Genomic DNA, 14,333 nt, shown 5'->3' on the forward strand with positions numbered 1-14,333 from the left:
CTTCTGTAGATGACTCAAGCTCTCGCGCATCGCTGGCGCTTCTTCCGTGCCGGCGGTTTCGATCAGGTGCAACTGGAAACCCCGGCCGACCTCGCCGCCCTGCGCGGCCTGGACCAGAAACTCTGGGCCAGCCTGGCCTGCCCGGTGAACAACCTGGAGCTGGACCGGCGCATGCTCGATTACATCGACCTGAACAAGGACGGTCGTATTCGCGCCCCGGAGATTCTCGACGTGGTGGACTGGACCCTGGCACGCCTGGCCGACCCGGCGGTGCTGTTCCAGCCGGGGCCGCTGCAACTGGCCTCGCTGACCGACGATGCCGAGGGCACGCGCCTGCGTCTGGCCGCCCAGCGCCTGCTGAGCCTACTCGGGCGTGCCGATGGCGATAGCCTGACGCCAGCCGATACCGCCAACCTGGCGCAGCTGTTCCCGCCGCACGAGGCCAACGGCGACGGCCTGGTGCCGGCCAGCCTTACCGACGACGCCACGCTCAAGGCGGCCATCGCCGACATCATCGCCTGCCTGGGCGCGCAGACCGACCGCAGTGGCGAGCCGGCCATCGGCGTCGAGCAGATCGCTGCCTTCTTCGATCAGGCGCGGCAGATGCACGCCTGGCATGCCCGGGTCGCCGAGCAGGGGCTGGACGTGTTCGGCGAGGGCACGGTGGCGGCGGTCGAGACGCTGAGCGCGGTGCGCGACAAGATCGACGACTATTTCACCCGTGTGGCCATGGCTGAGTTCGACCCGCGCGCGGCGGCGTTGATGAACGCCCGAGAAGAGGAGCTGGTGCGCCTGGCCTCGCTGTCGCTGGCCGATGCCGGCGAAGTGGCCGGCCTGCCGCTGGCCGCGGTGCAGCAAGGCGATCATCTGCCGCTGAGCAAAGGTCTCAACCCGGCCTGGCAGGACGCCATTGCCGCTTTCCGTCAGCGCGTGGTGGTGCCGGTCTATGGCGAGCTGGACAGCCTGTCGCGCGAGCAGTGGCAGCACCTGTTGACGCTCTGTGGCAACTACCTGGCCTGGCAGGCGGAGGCGCCCAAGCCGGCGATCGCCGAGGTGCTGAGCCGCGGGCGCATTCTCGAACTGGTGGAGCAGGGCATCGAGACGCGCCTGCTGGCCCTGGTCGAGCAGGACAAGGCGGTGGCCGAGGCGGCTGGCGGCCTGGTCGATCTGGACAAGCTGATTCGCCTGCGTCACGGCCTGATTGAGCTGCTGCGAAACTTTGTCTCGTTCCAGCGTTTCTATGCCCGCCAGGACAAGGCGGTGTTCCAGGCCGGCGTGCTGTACATCGACGGCAAGAGTTGCGATCTGGTGGTGGAAGTGGGCGATGTCGAGGCGCATGCCAAGGTGGCGGCGGCCAGCGACTGCTTCCTGCTCTACTGCGCCTGCACCCGTCGCGGCGAGCCGGTGCGCGGCAAGGAGGCGCTGAACATCGTGGTGGCGGTGACCGCCGGTAGCGAGGGCGACCTGCAGGCCGGTCGCCATGGTCTGTTCTACGACCGCGACGGCAACGACTGGGATGCCACCGTGGTCAAGGTGGTGCAGAACGCCATCAGCATCCGCGAGGCGTTCTGGTCGCCGTATCGACGCGTTTCCAAGCTGGTGTCCGATCAGGTGCAGAAGCTGGCGGCCAGCCGCGACGCCGACATGGTCAACAAGGCCGCGGCCAAGGTCGGCGAAACCGGCGCCGCGCCTGCTGCGACGCCGGCACCGGCGTTCGATATCGCCAAGTTCGCCGGGATCTTCGCCGCCATCGGCCTCGCCGTCGGCGCCCTGGGCACGGCGCTGGCCGCGGTGGTGACGGGGATTCTGTCATTGGTCTGGTGGCAGATTCCGCTGCTGTTTATCTGCGTGCTGCTGGCCATCTCCGGCCCTGCCATGCTGCTGGCCTGGTTCAAGCTGCGTCGGCGCAGCCTGGGGCCGATCCTCGACGGTAACGGCTGGGCGGTGAATGCCCAGGCGCGCATCAGCATTCCCTTCGGCACCGAACTCACGCAGATGGCGGTACTGCCCAAGGGCAGCGACCGTGCGCTGCGCGACCCCTATGCCAACAAGCCGGTGGTATGGCCCTGGATCATCGCCCTGCTGCTGGCGCTGGGGCTGGGCTACTACGCCTGGAGCAACGGCGTGTTCAAGCCGACGCCGGAGGTGCCGGCCGAAGCGGCGGCGCCCGTCGACGCCGCGGCTGGCTGAAGGGCGCGGGTGCTTTTGTAGGAGCCGGCTTGCCGGCGATCTTGTTGTGGCGGATAGACTGATCGCCAGCAAGCTGGCTCCTACAAGGTCTGTGGCTCTTAGCCGGGTAGAGCGTACTCGCGAAGCAGTGCGCCGCCGTTGGACGTGTCTGACACGGAGATGCGGCGGACTGTTCGCTGGCGCTACGAGCGGCCGGCGTCCCGGTCCGCCCTACGGCGTCCGGGCTCATGCCGCTCAACCCGCCAACAGTTCCGCCACCCAGCGCGGCAGCTGCTCGGTAGCCGGCCCATAGCGTTTCTCGGCGAACAGCGAATGGCCCTGGCTCGGTTCCAGATTGATCTCCAGCGTATGCGCGCCCGCACGACGTGCCTGCTCGACGAAACCCGCCGCCGGGTAGACATGCCCCGAGGTGCCGATGCTGACGAACAGCTCGCACTGCTCCAGGGCGTCGTAGATGCGCTCCATGTGATAGGGCATCTCGCCGAACCAGACGATATCCGGGCGCAAGGTGCCGACCAGGCCGCAGCAGGTGCACGCCCGGCTGACCGGCATGTCATCCAGTAGTGGAAAGCGCTGCTGGCTGTTGCTGCACAGCATCGACTGCAACTCGCCGTGCATGTGCAGCAGGTTCCTGGAGCCGGCACGCTCGTGCAGGTTGTCGACGTTCTGCGTGACCAGCAGGAAATCGCCCTGCCAGCCGGCCTCCAGTTCGGCCAGGGCCAGATGCCCGGCGTTCGGCGCGATGGCCGGATCACGCAGCTGGGCGCGGCGCATGTCGTAGAAGCGCTGCACCAGCGCCGGGTCGCGGGCGAAGCCTTCGGGCGTGGCCACCTCTTCGATGCGGTGGTCCTCCCACAGGCCGTCGGATGCGCGGAAGGTGCGGATGCCGCTCTCGGCGGAAATCCCCGCACCGGTAAGGATGACGATGTTCGGATGAGACATTGGCGCTCCAGGGAGATCGGGGTCAGGCGCCACTTTATGCCAAGGCCGGTGCTGCGGGGAGTTGGCTGAGCCTAATGCCGCCGCAGAATCCCTGAACTCTCGCCTGTGCTCCGTATCCACAGATCACGGCCCCGGTCTGGACGGGGCGGTGATTCGGGGAGTTAGGAATGTTCGAGAACAACAAGGTGCAGCCCCTGCGCATCACCCTGACGGCCTGGCTGGTCGCCATGCTCGGTGCGCTGCTGGCGCTGGGTGGCGCCTATCTGGCGTGGCTGGGCGGGTCCTGGTACTACCTGCTGGCCGGCCTCGGTCTGCTGCTGGTGGGCGTGCTGATTCATCGCCGCCAGCGGGCGGCCCTGTGGCTGTACGCCCTGGTGCTGCTGGCGAGCCTGGCCTGGACGGTGTACGAGGTGCGCTTCGACTGGTGGCAGATGGCGCCGCGCATCGACCTGTGGTGCGTGCTCGGCCTGTGGCTGCTGCTGCCGTGGATCAACCGGCACATCGCCCCCGGGCAGCCCTGGCGTGACGGCGCCAGCGTGGTGCTGGGCATCGGCCTGCTGCTGGGCGCGGGCATGGCGGGCTATTCGCTGACCCAGGATTACCATCGCCTGCCCGGCCGTTTCGACGAGCCGCGCATGGCCGCTGCCGCCGCGGTGCCGACCCGGCGTTCGGCCAGCGAATGGACAGCTTACGGCGGCTCGTCGCGTGGCGAACGCTACGCTGGTGCCGAGCAGATCACCTCGGCCAATGTCGGGCGGCTGAAGAAGGCCTGGGAGTTTCACACCGGCGATCTGCCCGGTGAAGGCGACCCCGGGGAGATTACCAATCAGGTGACGCCGCTGAAGGTCGGTGACAACCTGTTCATCTGCACGCCGCACAGCATCGCCATCGCCGTGGATGCCGATACCGGCGAGGAGCGCTGGCGCTTCGACCCGGCCATCAATCGCCAGGCCGAGTACTACCAGCACATGACCTGCCGCGGCCTGGCCTATCACGATGCGGCTGCCTATGCCGGCCCGCTGATCGCGGCGCGAGACGGCGCGCTCCCCGAGCTTTCGCCGCAGGCACCGCCACGCTGCACCCAGCGCCTGTTCCTGCCGACCAACGACGCGACCCTGTACGCGCTCGATGTGCACGACGGCGAGCCCTGCGAGGAGTTCGGCGAGGGCGGCATGGTCGATCTCAAGGTGGGCCTGGGCGATGACGCGCTGGGCGTCTACCTGCCCACCTCGCCACCGGTGGTCACCGAGAAGCTGGTGATAGTTGGCGGTTCGGTGACCGACAACGGCTCGGTGGATTCGCCGGGCGGGGTGATTCGTGCCTATGACGTGCGCAGCGGCGAGCTGGTGTGGAACTTCGATCCTGGCCGTCCCGATGCCACCGAGCCGCTGCCAGCCGGCGAAACCTACGTGCGCAGCACGCCGAACTCCTGGACCATCGCCACGGCGGACGAGGCACTGGGCCTGGTGTACATCCCCATGGGCAACCAGACGCCCGATCAGTGGGGTGTGCAGCGCAGCGCCGAGGCCGAGCGTTTCACCGCGGCGCTGGTGGCGCTCGACCTGGAAAGCGGACGGGTGCGCTGGGAGTTTCGCACCGTGCACCATGATCTGTGGGACCGCGACCTGCCGTCCCAGCCCACCCTGGTGGATATCGAAGGCCCCGAGGGGCCGGTGCCGGCGATCATCCAGGCAACCAAGCGCGGCGACCTCTACGTGCTCGACCGGCGCAGCGGCGAGCCCATCGTGCCGGTCAGCGAACAGCCGGTGCCGCAGGGCACGGTGGAGGGCGACTTCACCGCGCCGACCCAGCCGGCCTCGGCACTCAGCTATGCCCCCGAGGAGCCGCTGCACGAGCGCGACATGTGGGGCGGTACGCCGTTCGACCAGCTGATCTGCCGCATCCAATTCCATCGACTGCGTTACGAGGGCGACTTCACCCCGCCGTCGGAGCAGGGTTCGCTGATCTATCCGGGCAACGTCGGGGTGTTCAACTGGCCCTCGGTGGCGGTCGATCCGCAGCGGCAGATCCTCTTCGGCGCGCCCAATTACCTGGCCTTCGTCTCGCGCCTGGTCAAGCGCGAGGAGGGCGGCGAGCAGGCCGGTGCCGGCGGCAGCGAACGCGGCCTGCAACCCAACCTCGGCGCGCCTTACATGGTCAGCCTGGAGCCCTTCCTGTCACCGCTGGGGCTGCCATGCCAGGCGCCGCCATGGGGCTATGTCACCGCGGTCGACCTGCGCAGCATGGACAAGGTCTGGCAGCGCAAGAACGGCACCAGCCGCGACAGTGCGCCGCTGGGTATTCCCCTGACCGTCGGTGTGCCGAACCTCGGCGGCCCGTTGATCACCGCCAGTGGCCTGGGCTTTCTCAGCGGCACCCTGGACTACTACCTGCGCGCCTACGACATGCGCACCGGCGAGGAGCTGTGGAAGGACAGGTTGCCGGCAGGCGGCCAGGCCACGCCGATCAGCTACGTCTCGGAAAAGACCGGCAAGCAGTACGTGGTGGTGATGGCCGGCGGGCACGGCTCGTTCGGTACGCGCATGGGCGACTCGCTGGTGGCCTGGACGCTGGAGGAAGATGAGTAAACGGAACAAGGCCCGCAGAGCGGGCCTTGTTCAATGTCAGTGGTGCTCACGAGTCGCGCGGAACTTGATCTCCGGCCAGCGCTCTTCCATCAGGCTGAGGTTGACGCGGGTCGGGGCCAGGTAGGTGAGGTGGCCGCCGCCGTCCACGGCGAGGTTCTCGTAGGCCTTGTCCTTGAATTCCTTGAGCTTCTTCTCGTCGCTGCATTCGATCCAGCGCGCCGACCAGACGTTGATCGCCTCGTAGGCGCACTCCACCTTGTATTCCTCCTTCAGGCGGCTGGCGACCACGTCGAACTGCAGCACACCGACGGCGCCGAGCACGATGTCGTTGTTGCGTTCGGGGAAGAACACCTGGGTGGCGCCTTCCTCGGCCAGCTCCTGCAGGCCCTGGCGCAGCTGTTTGGATTTCAGCGGATCCTTCAGGCGCACACGGCGGAACAGTTCCGGGGCGAAGTGCGGGATGCCGGTGAAGCCCAGGTTCTCGCCTTCGGTGAAGGTGTCGCCGATCTGGATGGTGCCGTGGTTGTGCAGGCCGATGATGTCGCCGGCGTAGGCTTCTTCCAGGTGTTCACGCTCGCTGGAGAAGAAGGTCAGGGCGTCGCCGACGCGCACGTCCTTGCCCAGGCGCGCGTGGCGCATCTTCATGCCCTGGGTGTACTTGCCCGAGCAGATGCGCATGAAGGCGATGCGGTCGCGGTGCTTCGGGTCCATGTTCGCCTGGATCTTGAACACGAAGCCGGAGAACTTCTCCTCGGTCGGCTCCACCGTGCGCTCGTTGGCTGCGCGTGGCAGTGGGCGCGGCGCCCAGTCGACCACGGCGTCGAGCACATGATCGACACCGAAATTGCCCAGCGCGGTGCCGAAGAACACCGGGGTCATTTCGCCCTTGAGGAAGGCTTCGGGCTCGAATTCATGGCAGGCACCCTGCACCAGCTCCAGCTCCTCGACGAAGCGCTCGTACATGTCGCCCAGGTGGTTGCGGGCCTCGTCGGAGTCCAGCTTCTGGATGATCTTGGCTTCGGTGCGCTCGTGACCGTGGCCCGGGGTGTAGACCACGATGTAGTCGCCGCTCAGGTGGTAGACGCCCTTGAAATCCTTGTAGCAGCCAATCGGCCAGGTGATCGGCGCGGCCCTGATCTTCAGCACCGCCTCGATCTCGTCGAGCAGCTCGATGGGGTCGCGGATGTCGCGGTCGAGCTTGTTGATAAAGCTGACGATGGGCGTGTCGCGCAGGCGGCACACGTCCATCAGGGCGATGGTACGCGGCTCGACGCCCTTACCGCCGTCGAGCACCATCAAGGCCGAGTCCACCGCGGTGAGGGTGCGGTAGGTGTCTTCGGAGAAGTCCTCGTGGCCGGGGGTGTCGAGCAGGTTGACGATGTGCTCGCGGTAGGGGAACTGCATCACCGAGGTGGTGATGGAGATGCCGCGCTGCTTCTCCATCTCCATCCAGTCGGAGGTGGCATGACGGTCGGATTTACGCGACTTCACGGTGCCGGCCACTTCGATGGCCTTGCCCATCAGCAGCAGCTTCTCGGTGATGGTGGTCTTACCGGCGTCCGGGTGGGAAATGATGGCGAAGGTACGGCGCTTGGCGACTTCGGCGGCCTGGGTGGTCATGAATATGTGCCTGGATGGAAGCGTTGAAGGCACCTTGGTGCCTGGAAAACTGGCGATTATACCGATAACTGCAGGCGCTGGCCGAGGGGCGACCATCGGGTTTCTCAAGCGCGCCGGGCGATGCCTCTCGGCACCTGCGCAGATGCGTAAATAACGCGTAAATGAATGGTTATGAAAATTATTCCCATATAGAGTAGCCGCCCGTCGCAGTGGGTCAGGGCAGGGGTTGCTCCGTCGTGTTCAAGAAAATCATCTTCCAGTTGCACTGGTTCTTCGGCATCAGCGCCGGCCTGGTGCTGGCCATCATGGGTATCACGGGAGCCCTTTACAGTTTCGAGGGCGAGATCACCCGGGCCCTGAATGCCGAGCGCTGGCAGATCCAGCGCAGCGAGCAGGGCTGGCTCGAGCCCGCCGAACTGGTCGCCAGGATCGAGTCGGCCAGCGCCGACCGGGTCGCCAGCCTGTGGCTCGATAGCCGCCACGATGGCCCCGGCACTGCCTTTCTCGCGCCGCCGCCGGGCGAGCGGCGCGGGCCGCGCGTGACCTTCGACCCCTACACCGGACAGATACTGGCCGAGCCCGTCGGTCAGCAGTTCTTCGGCCTGATGCTGCAGCTGCACCGCTTCCTGGCCATGGGCGAAGTGGGCAAGCAGATCACCGCGGCCAGCACCCTGGCGCTGCTGTTCTTCTGTCTGTCCGGCCTGTATCTGCGCTGGCCGCGCCAGGCGCTGAACTGGCGCACCTGGCTGACACTGGACTGGAAGAAGAAGGGTCGCAGCTTCAACTGGGACCTGCATGCCGTGGCCGGTACCTGGGCGCTGCTGTTCTACCTCTGCGCCGGGCTCACCGGCCTGTACTGGTCCTACGACTGGTACCGCGAAGGGCTGACGCGCCTGCTCTCGGACAATCCGCCCGAGCAGCATGGCGAAGGGCGGTCGCGCGCTGGACGTGATGCGAGCGCCGGGCCTGCACTGCAGGTCGATCACTCGGCCATCTGGCAGGGCGTGCAACAGGCCGCCGGGCCCAGGCTGGTCGCCTGGAACCTGCGCTTGCCACCGGTGGCGGGGCAGCCGGCGACGGTCTTCTATGTGCTCGACGACGCCGAGCATGTGCGTGCCTTCAACCAGTTGCAGATCGACCCCGCTACCGGCGTCGTCAGCCGCCATGAGCGCTACGCCGACAAGAGCTTCAAGGCGCAATTGCTGACCAGCGTCTATGCCCTGCATGTCGGCGAATACTTCGGTCTGACCGGGCGCATCCTGATGATGCTGGCCACGGCGGCCATGCCGCTGTTCTTCGTCACCGGCTGGCTGCTGTACCTGGATCGCCGACGCAAGAAGCGCGCAGCAGCGGCTGCGCGCGGTGCGCTGAAAACGCATGACTCCGGCGAAGGCTGGCTGGTCGGCTTCGCCAGCCAGAGCGGCTATGCCGAGCAACTGGCCTGGCAGAGCGCCGGGCAATTGCAGGCCGCCGGCATCCCGGTGCGGGTCGAGCCGCTGTCGCGCCTCGATGCCGACAGCCTGCGCCGGACGCGCAAGGCGCTGTTCGTGGTCAGCACCTTCGGTGACGGCGAGGCGCCCGATGCCGCGCTGGGTTTCGAGCGCAAGGTGCTGGGCGGCTCGCTGCCGCTCGAACAGCTGAGCTACGCCGTGCTGGCGCTGGGCGACCGGCAGTACCAGCACTTCTGCGGCTTCGCCCGGCGCATCAACGACTGGCTGGGTTTGCAGGGCGCGCAGCGCCTGTTCGACAGCGTCGAGGTCGATGGCGCTGACCAGGCCGCACTGCAGCGCTGGCAACAGCAGCTGAGCGAGCTGACCGGCGCCGCGCCGATGCGCTTCGAACAGGCGCCCTGGCAGAGCTGGACGCTGGCCGAACGGCGCCTGCTCAACCCCGGCAGCCAGGGTGCGCCGGTGTTTTTCCTCGGCCTGACGCCGCCTGCGCAGAGCACCTGGCAGGCCGGCGACATTCTGGAGATTCGTCCGCGTCATGCGCCGGCTGCGGTGCAGGCCTGGCTGCAGCACTCCGGCTGCGACGGCCTCGAGCCGGTGACCCTCGATGGCCAGGCGCTGAGCCTTTGCGAAGCCCTGGCCGAACGCCAGTTGCCGGACAGCCTCGCGCATCTGGTCGGCCTGCATGCCCAGGCGCTGGTTGATGCCCTGGCGCCGCTGGGTTCGCGTGAATACTCCATCGCCTCGGTGGCGGCCGATGGCGTGCTGCAACTGATCGTGCGCCAGGCCATGCAGGCCGACGGCAGCCTGGGCCTGGGCTCCGGCTGGCTGACCGAGCATCTGCCAGCCGGCGGGCAATTGCTGGCGCGGGTGCGGCGCAACAGCGGCTTCCACCTGCCGGACGACGACCGCCCGCTGATCCTGATCGGCAATGGTACCGGCCTGGCCGGACTGCGCTCGCTGCTGCGCGCACGGACACTGGCCGGGCAGGGGCGCAACTGGCTGTTGTTCGGCGAGCGCAACCGCGCCTGCGACTTCTTCTGTGGCGACGAGCTGCAGGCGGCGCTGGCCGCAGGCGAGCTGCAGCATGTGGATCTGGCGTTCTCCCGCGACCAGGCCGACAAGCGCTACGTGCAGGACCTGCTGCGCGAGCAGCGCGAGCGTCTGCATGCCTGGCTGGCCGAGGGCGCGGCGATCTACGTTTGCGGCAGCCTGCAGGGCATGGCCGGCGGCGTGGATGCGGCATTGCGCGAGCTGCTCGGCGACCAAGAGGTGGACGATCTGATCGAGGAAGGGCGCTATCGCCGCGACGTGTATTGAGCCGGTGGGCGAGCGGTGCAAGCCGCTCGCCGCGAGGTGCTGCAATGGCACTGAAACACGGGTGCGCGAAACTGGCTGAAAGCCCCGCCTGTTCAGCATTTCAGGACGTTTTGTGTGATATCCGGAACGTGCTGAAATTAGGCAGAATTTCCGGTTGATCTGCGCGGCGCATGGTCTTAAAGTCCGCGCCCGAACGTCCATGCTGGAAACGATCCATCCGGCTCAAGTACTGACGACGAGAGGTTGCCGGCCGGCGAATGGTCGGTACCGGTGATGCTCGGCGACATGCCTTGGGAAGTAGGCGAACCAAAGTGGGGAAACTGTCAGACGTTCAGGCCGGCGTGTTGCGCGGCCAGCCCCGACACGTGGTGGAACCTGTAAGCGGTTCTGCTGCCCGAATCAATGTGTTCCCGGTTTTGCCATTGGAGTCACCAGCATGTCGATCAAGGTCGAAGACTATTACGCACCCGCCACTTTTGCCCGCATGAAGGCGTTCGCCGATCAGCACGAAACCCCGTTCGTGGTGATCGACCGGCAGATCATCAGCGATGCCTACGATCAGTTGGGCAACTGCTTCCCCTTCGCCAAGATCTACTACGCGGTCAAGGCCAACCCCGCCGTGGAGATCATCGAACTGCTGCGCGACAAGGGTTCGAGCTTCGACATCGCCTCGATCTACGAGCTGGACAAAGTCATGGCCACCGGTGTCGGTCCGGAGCGCATCAGCTACGGCAACACCATCAAGAAGTCGCGCGACATCCGTTATTTCTTCGACAAGGGCGTGCGCCTGTTCGCCACCGACTCCGAGGCCGACCTGCGCAACATCGCCAAGGCCGCGCCGGGCTCCAAGATCTACGTGCGCATCCTCACCGAAGGCTCCACCAGCGCGGACTGGCCGCTGAGCCGCAAGTTCGGCTGCCAGCCGGACATGGCCCTGGACCTGCTGATCCTGGCCAAGCAGCTGGGCCTGGTACCCTACGGCATCTCCTTCCACGTCGGCAGCCAGCAGCGCGATATCGATGTGTGGGACGCCGCCATCGCCAAGGTCAAGGTGATCTTCGAGCGTCTGCGCGAGGAAGACGGCATCACCCTGCAGATGATCAACATGGGCGGCGGCTTCCCGGCCAACTACATCCAGCGCACCAACGACCTGGAAACCTATGCCGAGGAAATCACCCGCTTCCTCAAGGAGGACTTCGGTGACGATCTGCCGGAGATCATCCTCGAGCCGGGCCGCTCGCTGATCGCCAACGCCGGCGTGCTGGTGTCCGAAGTGGTGCTGGTGGCGCGTAAGTCGCGCACCGCGGTCGAGCGCTGGGTGTATGCCGACGTCGGTAAGTTCAGCGGCCTGATCGAAACCATGGACGAGTCGATCAAGTTCCCCATCTGGACCGAGAAGAAGGGTGAGATGGAAGAGGTGGTGATCGCCGGCCCGACCTGCGACAGCGCCGACATCATGTACGAGCACTACAAGTACGGCCTGCCGCTGAACCTGGCCAGCGGCGACCGCCTGTACTGGCTGTCCACCGGCGCCTACACCACCAGCTACAGCGCGGTGGAATTCAACGGCTTCCCGCCGCTGAAGTCCTACTACCTGTAAGACCGCCGCGTAGGTTGCGCCTGCCCGCTAGTAGCGGTGCGCATGGCGCACCCTACCGGTGATGTCACGGTTGCTCGATCAACGCCCACCTTGTGTGGGCGTTGTCGTTTCTGCCGACCAGAGCCGGCTGATTCCCGCTGTTCAGCGTGCCAGAGCGGTCCGTCAGATGGAGCGAAAGGGCGCCGACAATTTTGTTACAAATAAGTTTCATGTAAATCATTCGTAAATATTGATTACGATTGAATCTCAAATACTATCGCGCGCAGTTTTCATCTGGAGTGATTCTCGTGAGCGATAAACATAACAAGCGTGCACCCTTTCCCCAGCGGCATCTGCTGGCCTCGGCCGTCGGCCTGGCCCTGCTGTCCGGCTTTGCCGTGGCGAAGGAGTCGGCAGTCGAACTGGGCGATGTAACCGTCCAGGGGCAGCAGGAGAACGGGCTCAAGGTCGACAAGGCGTCCTCGCCGAAACAGACCGCCGCATTGCTCGATACGCCGCAAACGGTCAACGTCATTCCGGAAACCCTGTTCCGTCAGCAGAACGCCCGCACCCTGACCGATGTGCTGAAGAACACCCCCGGCATCAGCTTCAACGCCGGCGAAAACGGCTTTGCCAGCGGCACCAACAACTTCAGCCTGCGCGGTTTCGATACCAGCGGCAGCATTTTCGTCGATGGCGCGCGTGACAACGGCAGCTATACCCGCGACGTGTTCAACGTCGAGCAGGTCGAGGTGTTCAAAGGCCCGGCGGCCGACAACGGCCGCGGTGGCGCCGGTGGCTACGTCAACCAGGTGACCAAGACGCCGACGCTGGAAAGCTTTATCGCCGGTGGCGCCAGCTTCGGCTTTGATCAGTACGACTCCGAGCCGCGCCGCCGCGCCACGCTCGACACCAACCAGATCATCAACGACAGCACCGCGCTGCGCCTCAACCTGCTGGTCGAGGACAGCGGCGTCGCCGGCCGTGAGCATGCCGAGAAGAACAGCTGGGGTTTTGCGCCGTCGCTGGCCTTCGGCCTGGGTACGGAAACCCGCGCCATCCTCGCTTACGAGCATGTCGAAATGAACGACCGCCCGGACTGGGGCGTCTCGGGTGCCTCGGTCAAGGGCATGAAGGGCGACACTCCCTACAATCCGGCGCTCTCCGGGGTCGACCGCGATGAGTTCTACGGCCTCAAGTCGGACTTCGACGACACCACCAGCGACGCGCTGCTGGTCCGTCTGGAGCACGACCTCTCGACCGGCATGACCCTGAGCAACCAGACCCGCTGGGCCCGCGTCGACCGTCAGGCGCGCTACACCGTACCCTTCCAGTATCTGGGTGGTACGCAGCTGCGCACCGATACCCAGTTCTACGACCGGGTCAACACCAGCCTGAGCAACCTGACCAACCTTTCGGCGCAGTTCGCCACCGGTTCGATCAAGCACAACCTTGCGGCCGGTCTCGAACTCACTCGTGAGGAGGCGGAGGCGGGTACCTATGCCGAGGTCAACCCAGGCAACACCGACATCTTCGACCCGGACTGGGAGCGCAGCGGGCCGGTCTCCAAGCGCAGCCGTCTGCGTGAGCGCAGCGACGTAAACGTCGATACCGTAGCGCTGTACGTCTACGACACCCTGGAGTTCACGCCGCAGTGGCAGCTGACCGGCGGCCTGCGCCTGGAGCAGTACGACGTGGACATTCGCAGCCGTAACGTTCAGACCGGCGCGGCCGTCGGTGCCGATGGCTTCGATGACCGTGAGTTCAGCATCGGCGGCAAGCTCGGTCTGGTCTACAAACCGGCGCAAAACGGCAGTGTCTACGCAGCTTATGGCGTCTCCACCCAGCCCCCGGGCTCTTACCTGTCCAACCCGGACATTTCGCGGGTAAACGGCCAGGCCTTCCCGGGGTTCGTCGATGGAGCCGATCCGGTGCGTGCGCACAACTACGAGATCGGTACCAAGTGGGACTTCTTCGACAAGCGCCTGTCCACCACCGCGGCGCTGTTCTACACGGAGAAGAAGAAGGTCGCCATCACCGGTCGTGACGTCGGCGAGACCAGCGACAGCCTCAAGGGTTACGGCGAGCAGGTGGTCAAAGGGCTGGAGCTGGGCGCCAGCGGCAAGATCACCGACAACTGGGATGTCTTCGCCGGCATCGTGTTCATGGACAGCGAGCGCAAGCACAGTGCCTACCTGGACGAGGTGCGTCGTCGCGCCAATCCGGGCGACTACGGCGCCGCCCAGCGTACCGATGGCGACGAGCTGGCCTTCACGCCCAAGGTTTCCGGCAACCTGTGGACTACCTACCGTCTGCCGGTGGGGCTGACCCTGGGTCTGGGTGCGCAGCATGTCGGTTCGTCCTACCTCGGACGTCCGGATGACGCCAGCCGCATCGTCGCCAATGGTCTGTACGGCAAGCTGCCGAGCTATACCACCTTCGCCGCGATGGCCAGCTACGAGGTCAATCAGAATGTCGACGTGCGCCTGAACATCGACAACCTGACCAACGAGGAATACGCCGTGTCCAGCAACTGGAACGGGCGTCGCGTGATGCTCGGCGATCCACGTACCTTCACCCTGAGCACCAACTTCCACTTCTAAGCACGCTGTGCCCAGACGCCCCGATTGCAACGCAGTCGGGGCG

7 protein-coding genes are annotated in these 14,333 nt (G+C 65.9%); 5 read left to right on the forward strand and 2 right to left on the reverse strand.

The features are described from left to right. Positions 1 to 9: 9 nt before the first annotated feature. Positions 10 to 2,190, forward strand: coding sequence for a hypothetical protein (locus tag L1F06_RS04095; protein WP_129482863.1), 2,181 nt, complete (start codon positions 10 to 12; stop codon positions 2,188 to 2,190). Positions 2,191 to 2,424: 234 nt separating this feature from the next. On the opposite strand, the gene cobB is transcribed toward L1F06_RS04095, so the two are convergent. Beyond that, positions 2,425 to 3,132, reverse strand: coding sequence for a Sir2 family NAD+-dependent deacetylase (gene cobB / locus L1F06_RS04100; RefSeq protein ID WP_129482864.1), 708 nt, complete (start codon positions 3,130 to 3,132; stop codon positions 2,425 to 2,427). A 167-nt stretch (positions 3,133 to 3,299) separates the two neighbouring features. On the opposite strand from cobB, the gene L1F06_RS04105 reads away from it, so the two are divergent. Further along, complete coding sequence (locus L1F06_RS04105) at positions 3,300 to 5,720, forward strand: membrane-bound PQQ-dependent dehydrogenase, glucose/quinate/shikimate family (RefSeq protein WP_129482865.1); 2,421 nt, start codon at positions 3,300 to 3,302, stop codon at positions 5,718 to 5,720. Between the two features lie 36 nt (positions 5,721 to 5,756). On the opposite strand, the gene L1F06_RS04110 is transcribed toward L1F06_RS04105, so the two are convergent. Then, complete coding sequence (locus L1F06_RS04110; RefSeq protein WP_096827364.1) at positions 5,757 to 7,340, reverse strand: peptide chain release factor 3; 1,584 nt, start codon at positions 7,338 to 7,340, stop codon at positions 5,757 to 5,759. 236 nt (positions 7,341 to 7,576) lie between these two features. Here L1F06_RS04110 and L1F06_RS04115 point away from each other — a divergent pair, with 236 nt between their 5' ends. The 3 genes from L1F06_RS04115 to L1F06_RS04125 all read left to right on the forward strand — a co-directional run bounded on the left by L1F06_RS04115 (position 7,577) and on the right by L1F06_RS04125 (position 14,290). After that, positions 7,577 to 10,108, forward strand: a complete 2,532-nt coding sequence (locus L1F06_RS04115; protein WP_129482866.1) for a PepSY domain-containing protein — start codon at positions 7,577 to 7,579, stop codon at positions 10,106 to 10,108. A gap of 436 nt (positions 10,109 to 10,544) precedes the next feature. Then, a complete protein-coding gene (locus L1F06_RS04120; RefSeq protein WP_003242791.1) occupies positions 10,545 to 11,708 on the forward strand; it encodes a type III PLP-dependent enzyme in 1,164 nt (387 codons plus the stop codon). 287 nt (positions 11,709 to 11,995) lie between these two features. After that, positions 11,996 to 14,290, forward strand: a complete 2,295-nt coding sequence (locus L1F06_RS04125; protein ID WP_129482867.1) for a TonB-dependent receptor — start codon at positions 11,996 to 11,998, stop codon at positions 14,288 to 14,290. Positions 14,291 to 14,333 lie beyond the last annotated feature (43 nt).

The sequence above is a fragment of the Pseudomonas hydrolytica genome (genome assembly GCF_021495345.1).
Lineage (GTDB): Bacteria > Pseudomonadota > Gammaproteobacteria > Pseudomonadales > Pseudomonadaceae > Aquipseudomonas > Aquipseudomonas hydrolytica.

Coding starts and splice junctions, on each gene's coding strand:
- L1F06_RS04095 (WP_129482863.1), top strand. CDS start 10: ATGACTCAAGCTCTCGCGCATCGCTGGCGCTTCTTCCGTGCCGGCGGT.
- L1F06_RS04120 (WP_003242791.1), top strand. CDS start 10,545: ATGTCGATCAAGGTCGAAGACTATTACGCACCCGCCACTTTTGCCCGC.
- cobB (WP_129482864.1), bottom strand. CDS start 3,132: ATGTCTCATCCGAACATCGTCATCCTTACCGGTGCGGGGATTTCCGCC.
- L1F06_RS04105 (WP_129482865.1), top strand. CDS start 3,300: ATGTTCGAGAACAACAAGGTGCAGCCCCTGCGCATCACCCTGACGGCC.
- L1F06_RS04110 (WP_096827364.1), bottom strand. CDS start 7,340: ATGACCACCCAGGCCGCCGAAGTCGCCAAGCGCCGTACCTTCGCCATC.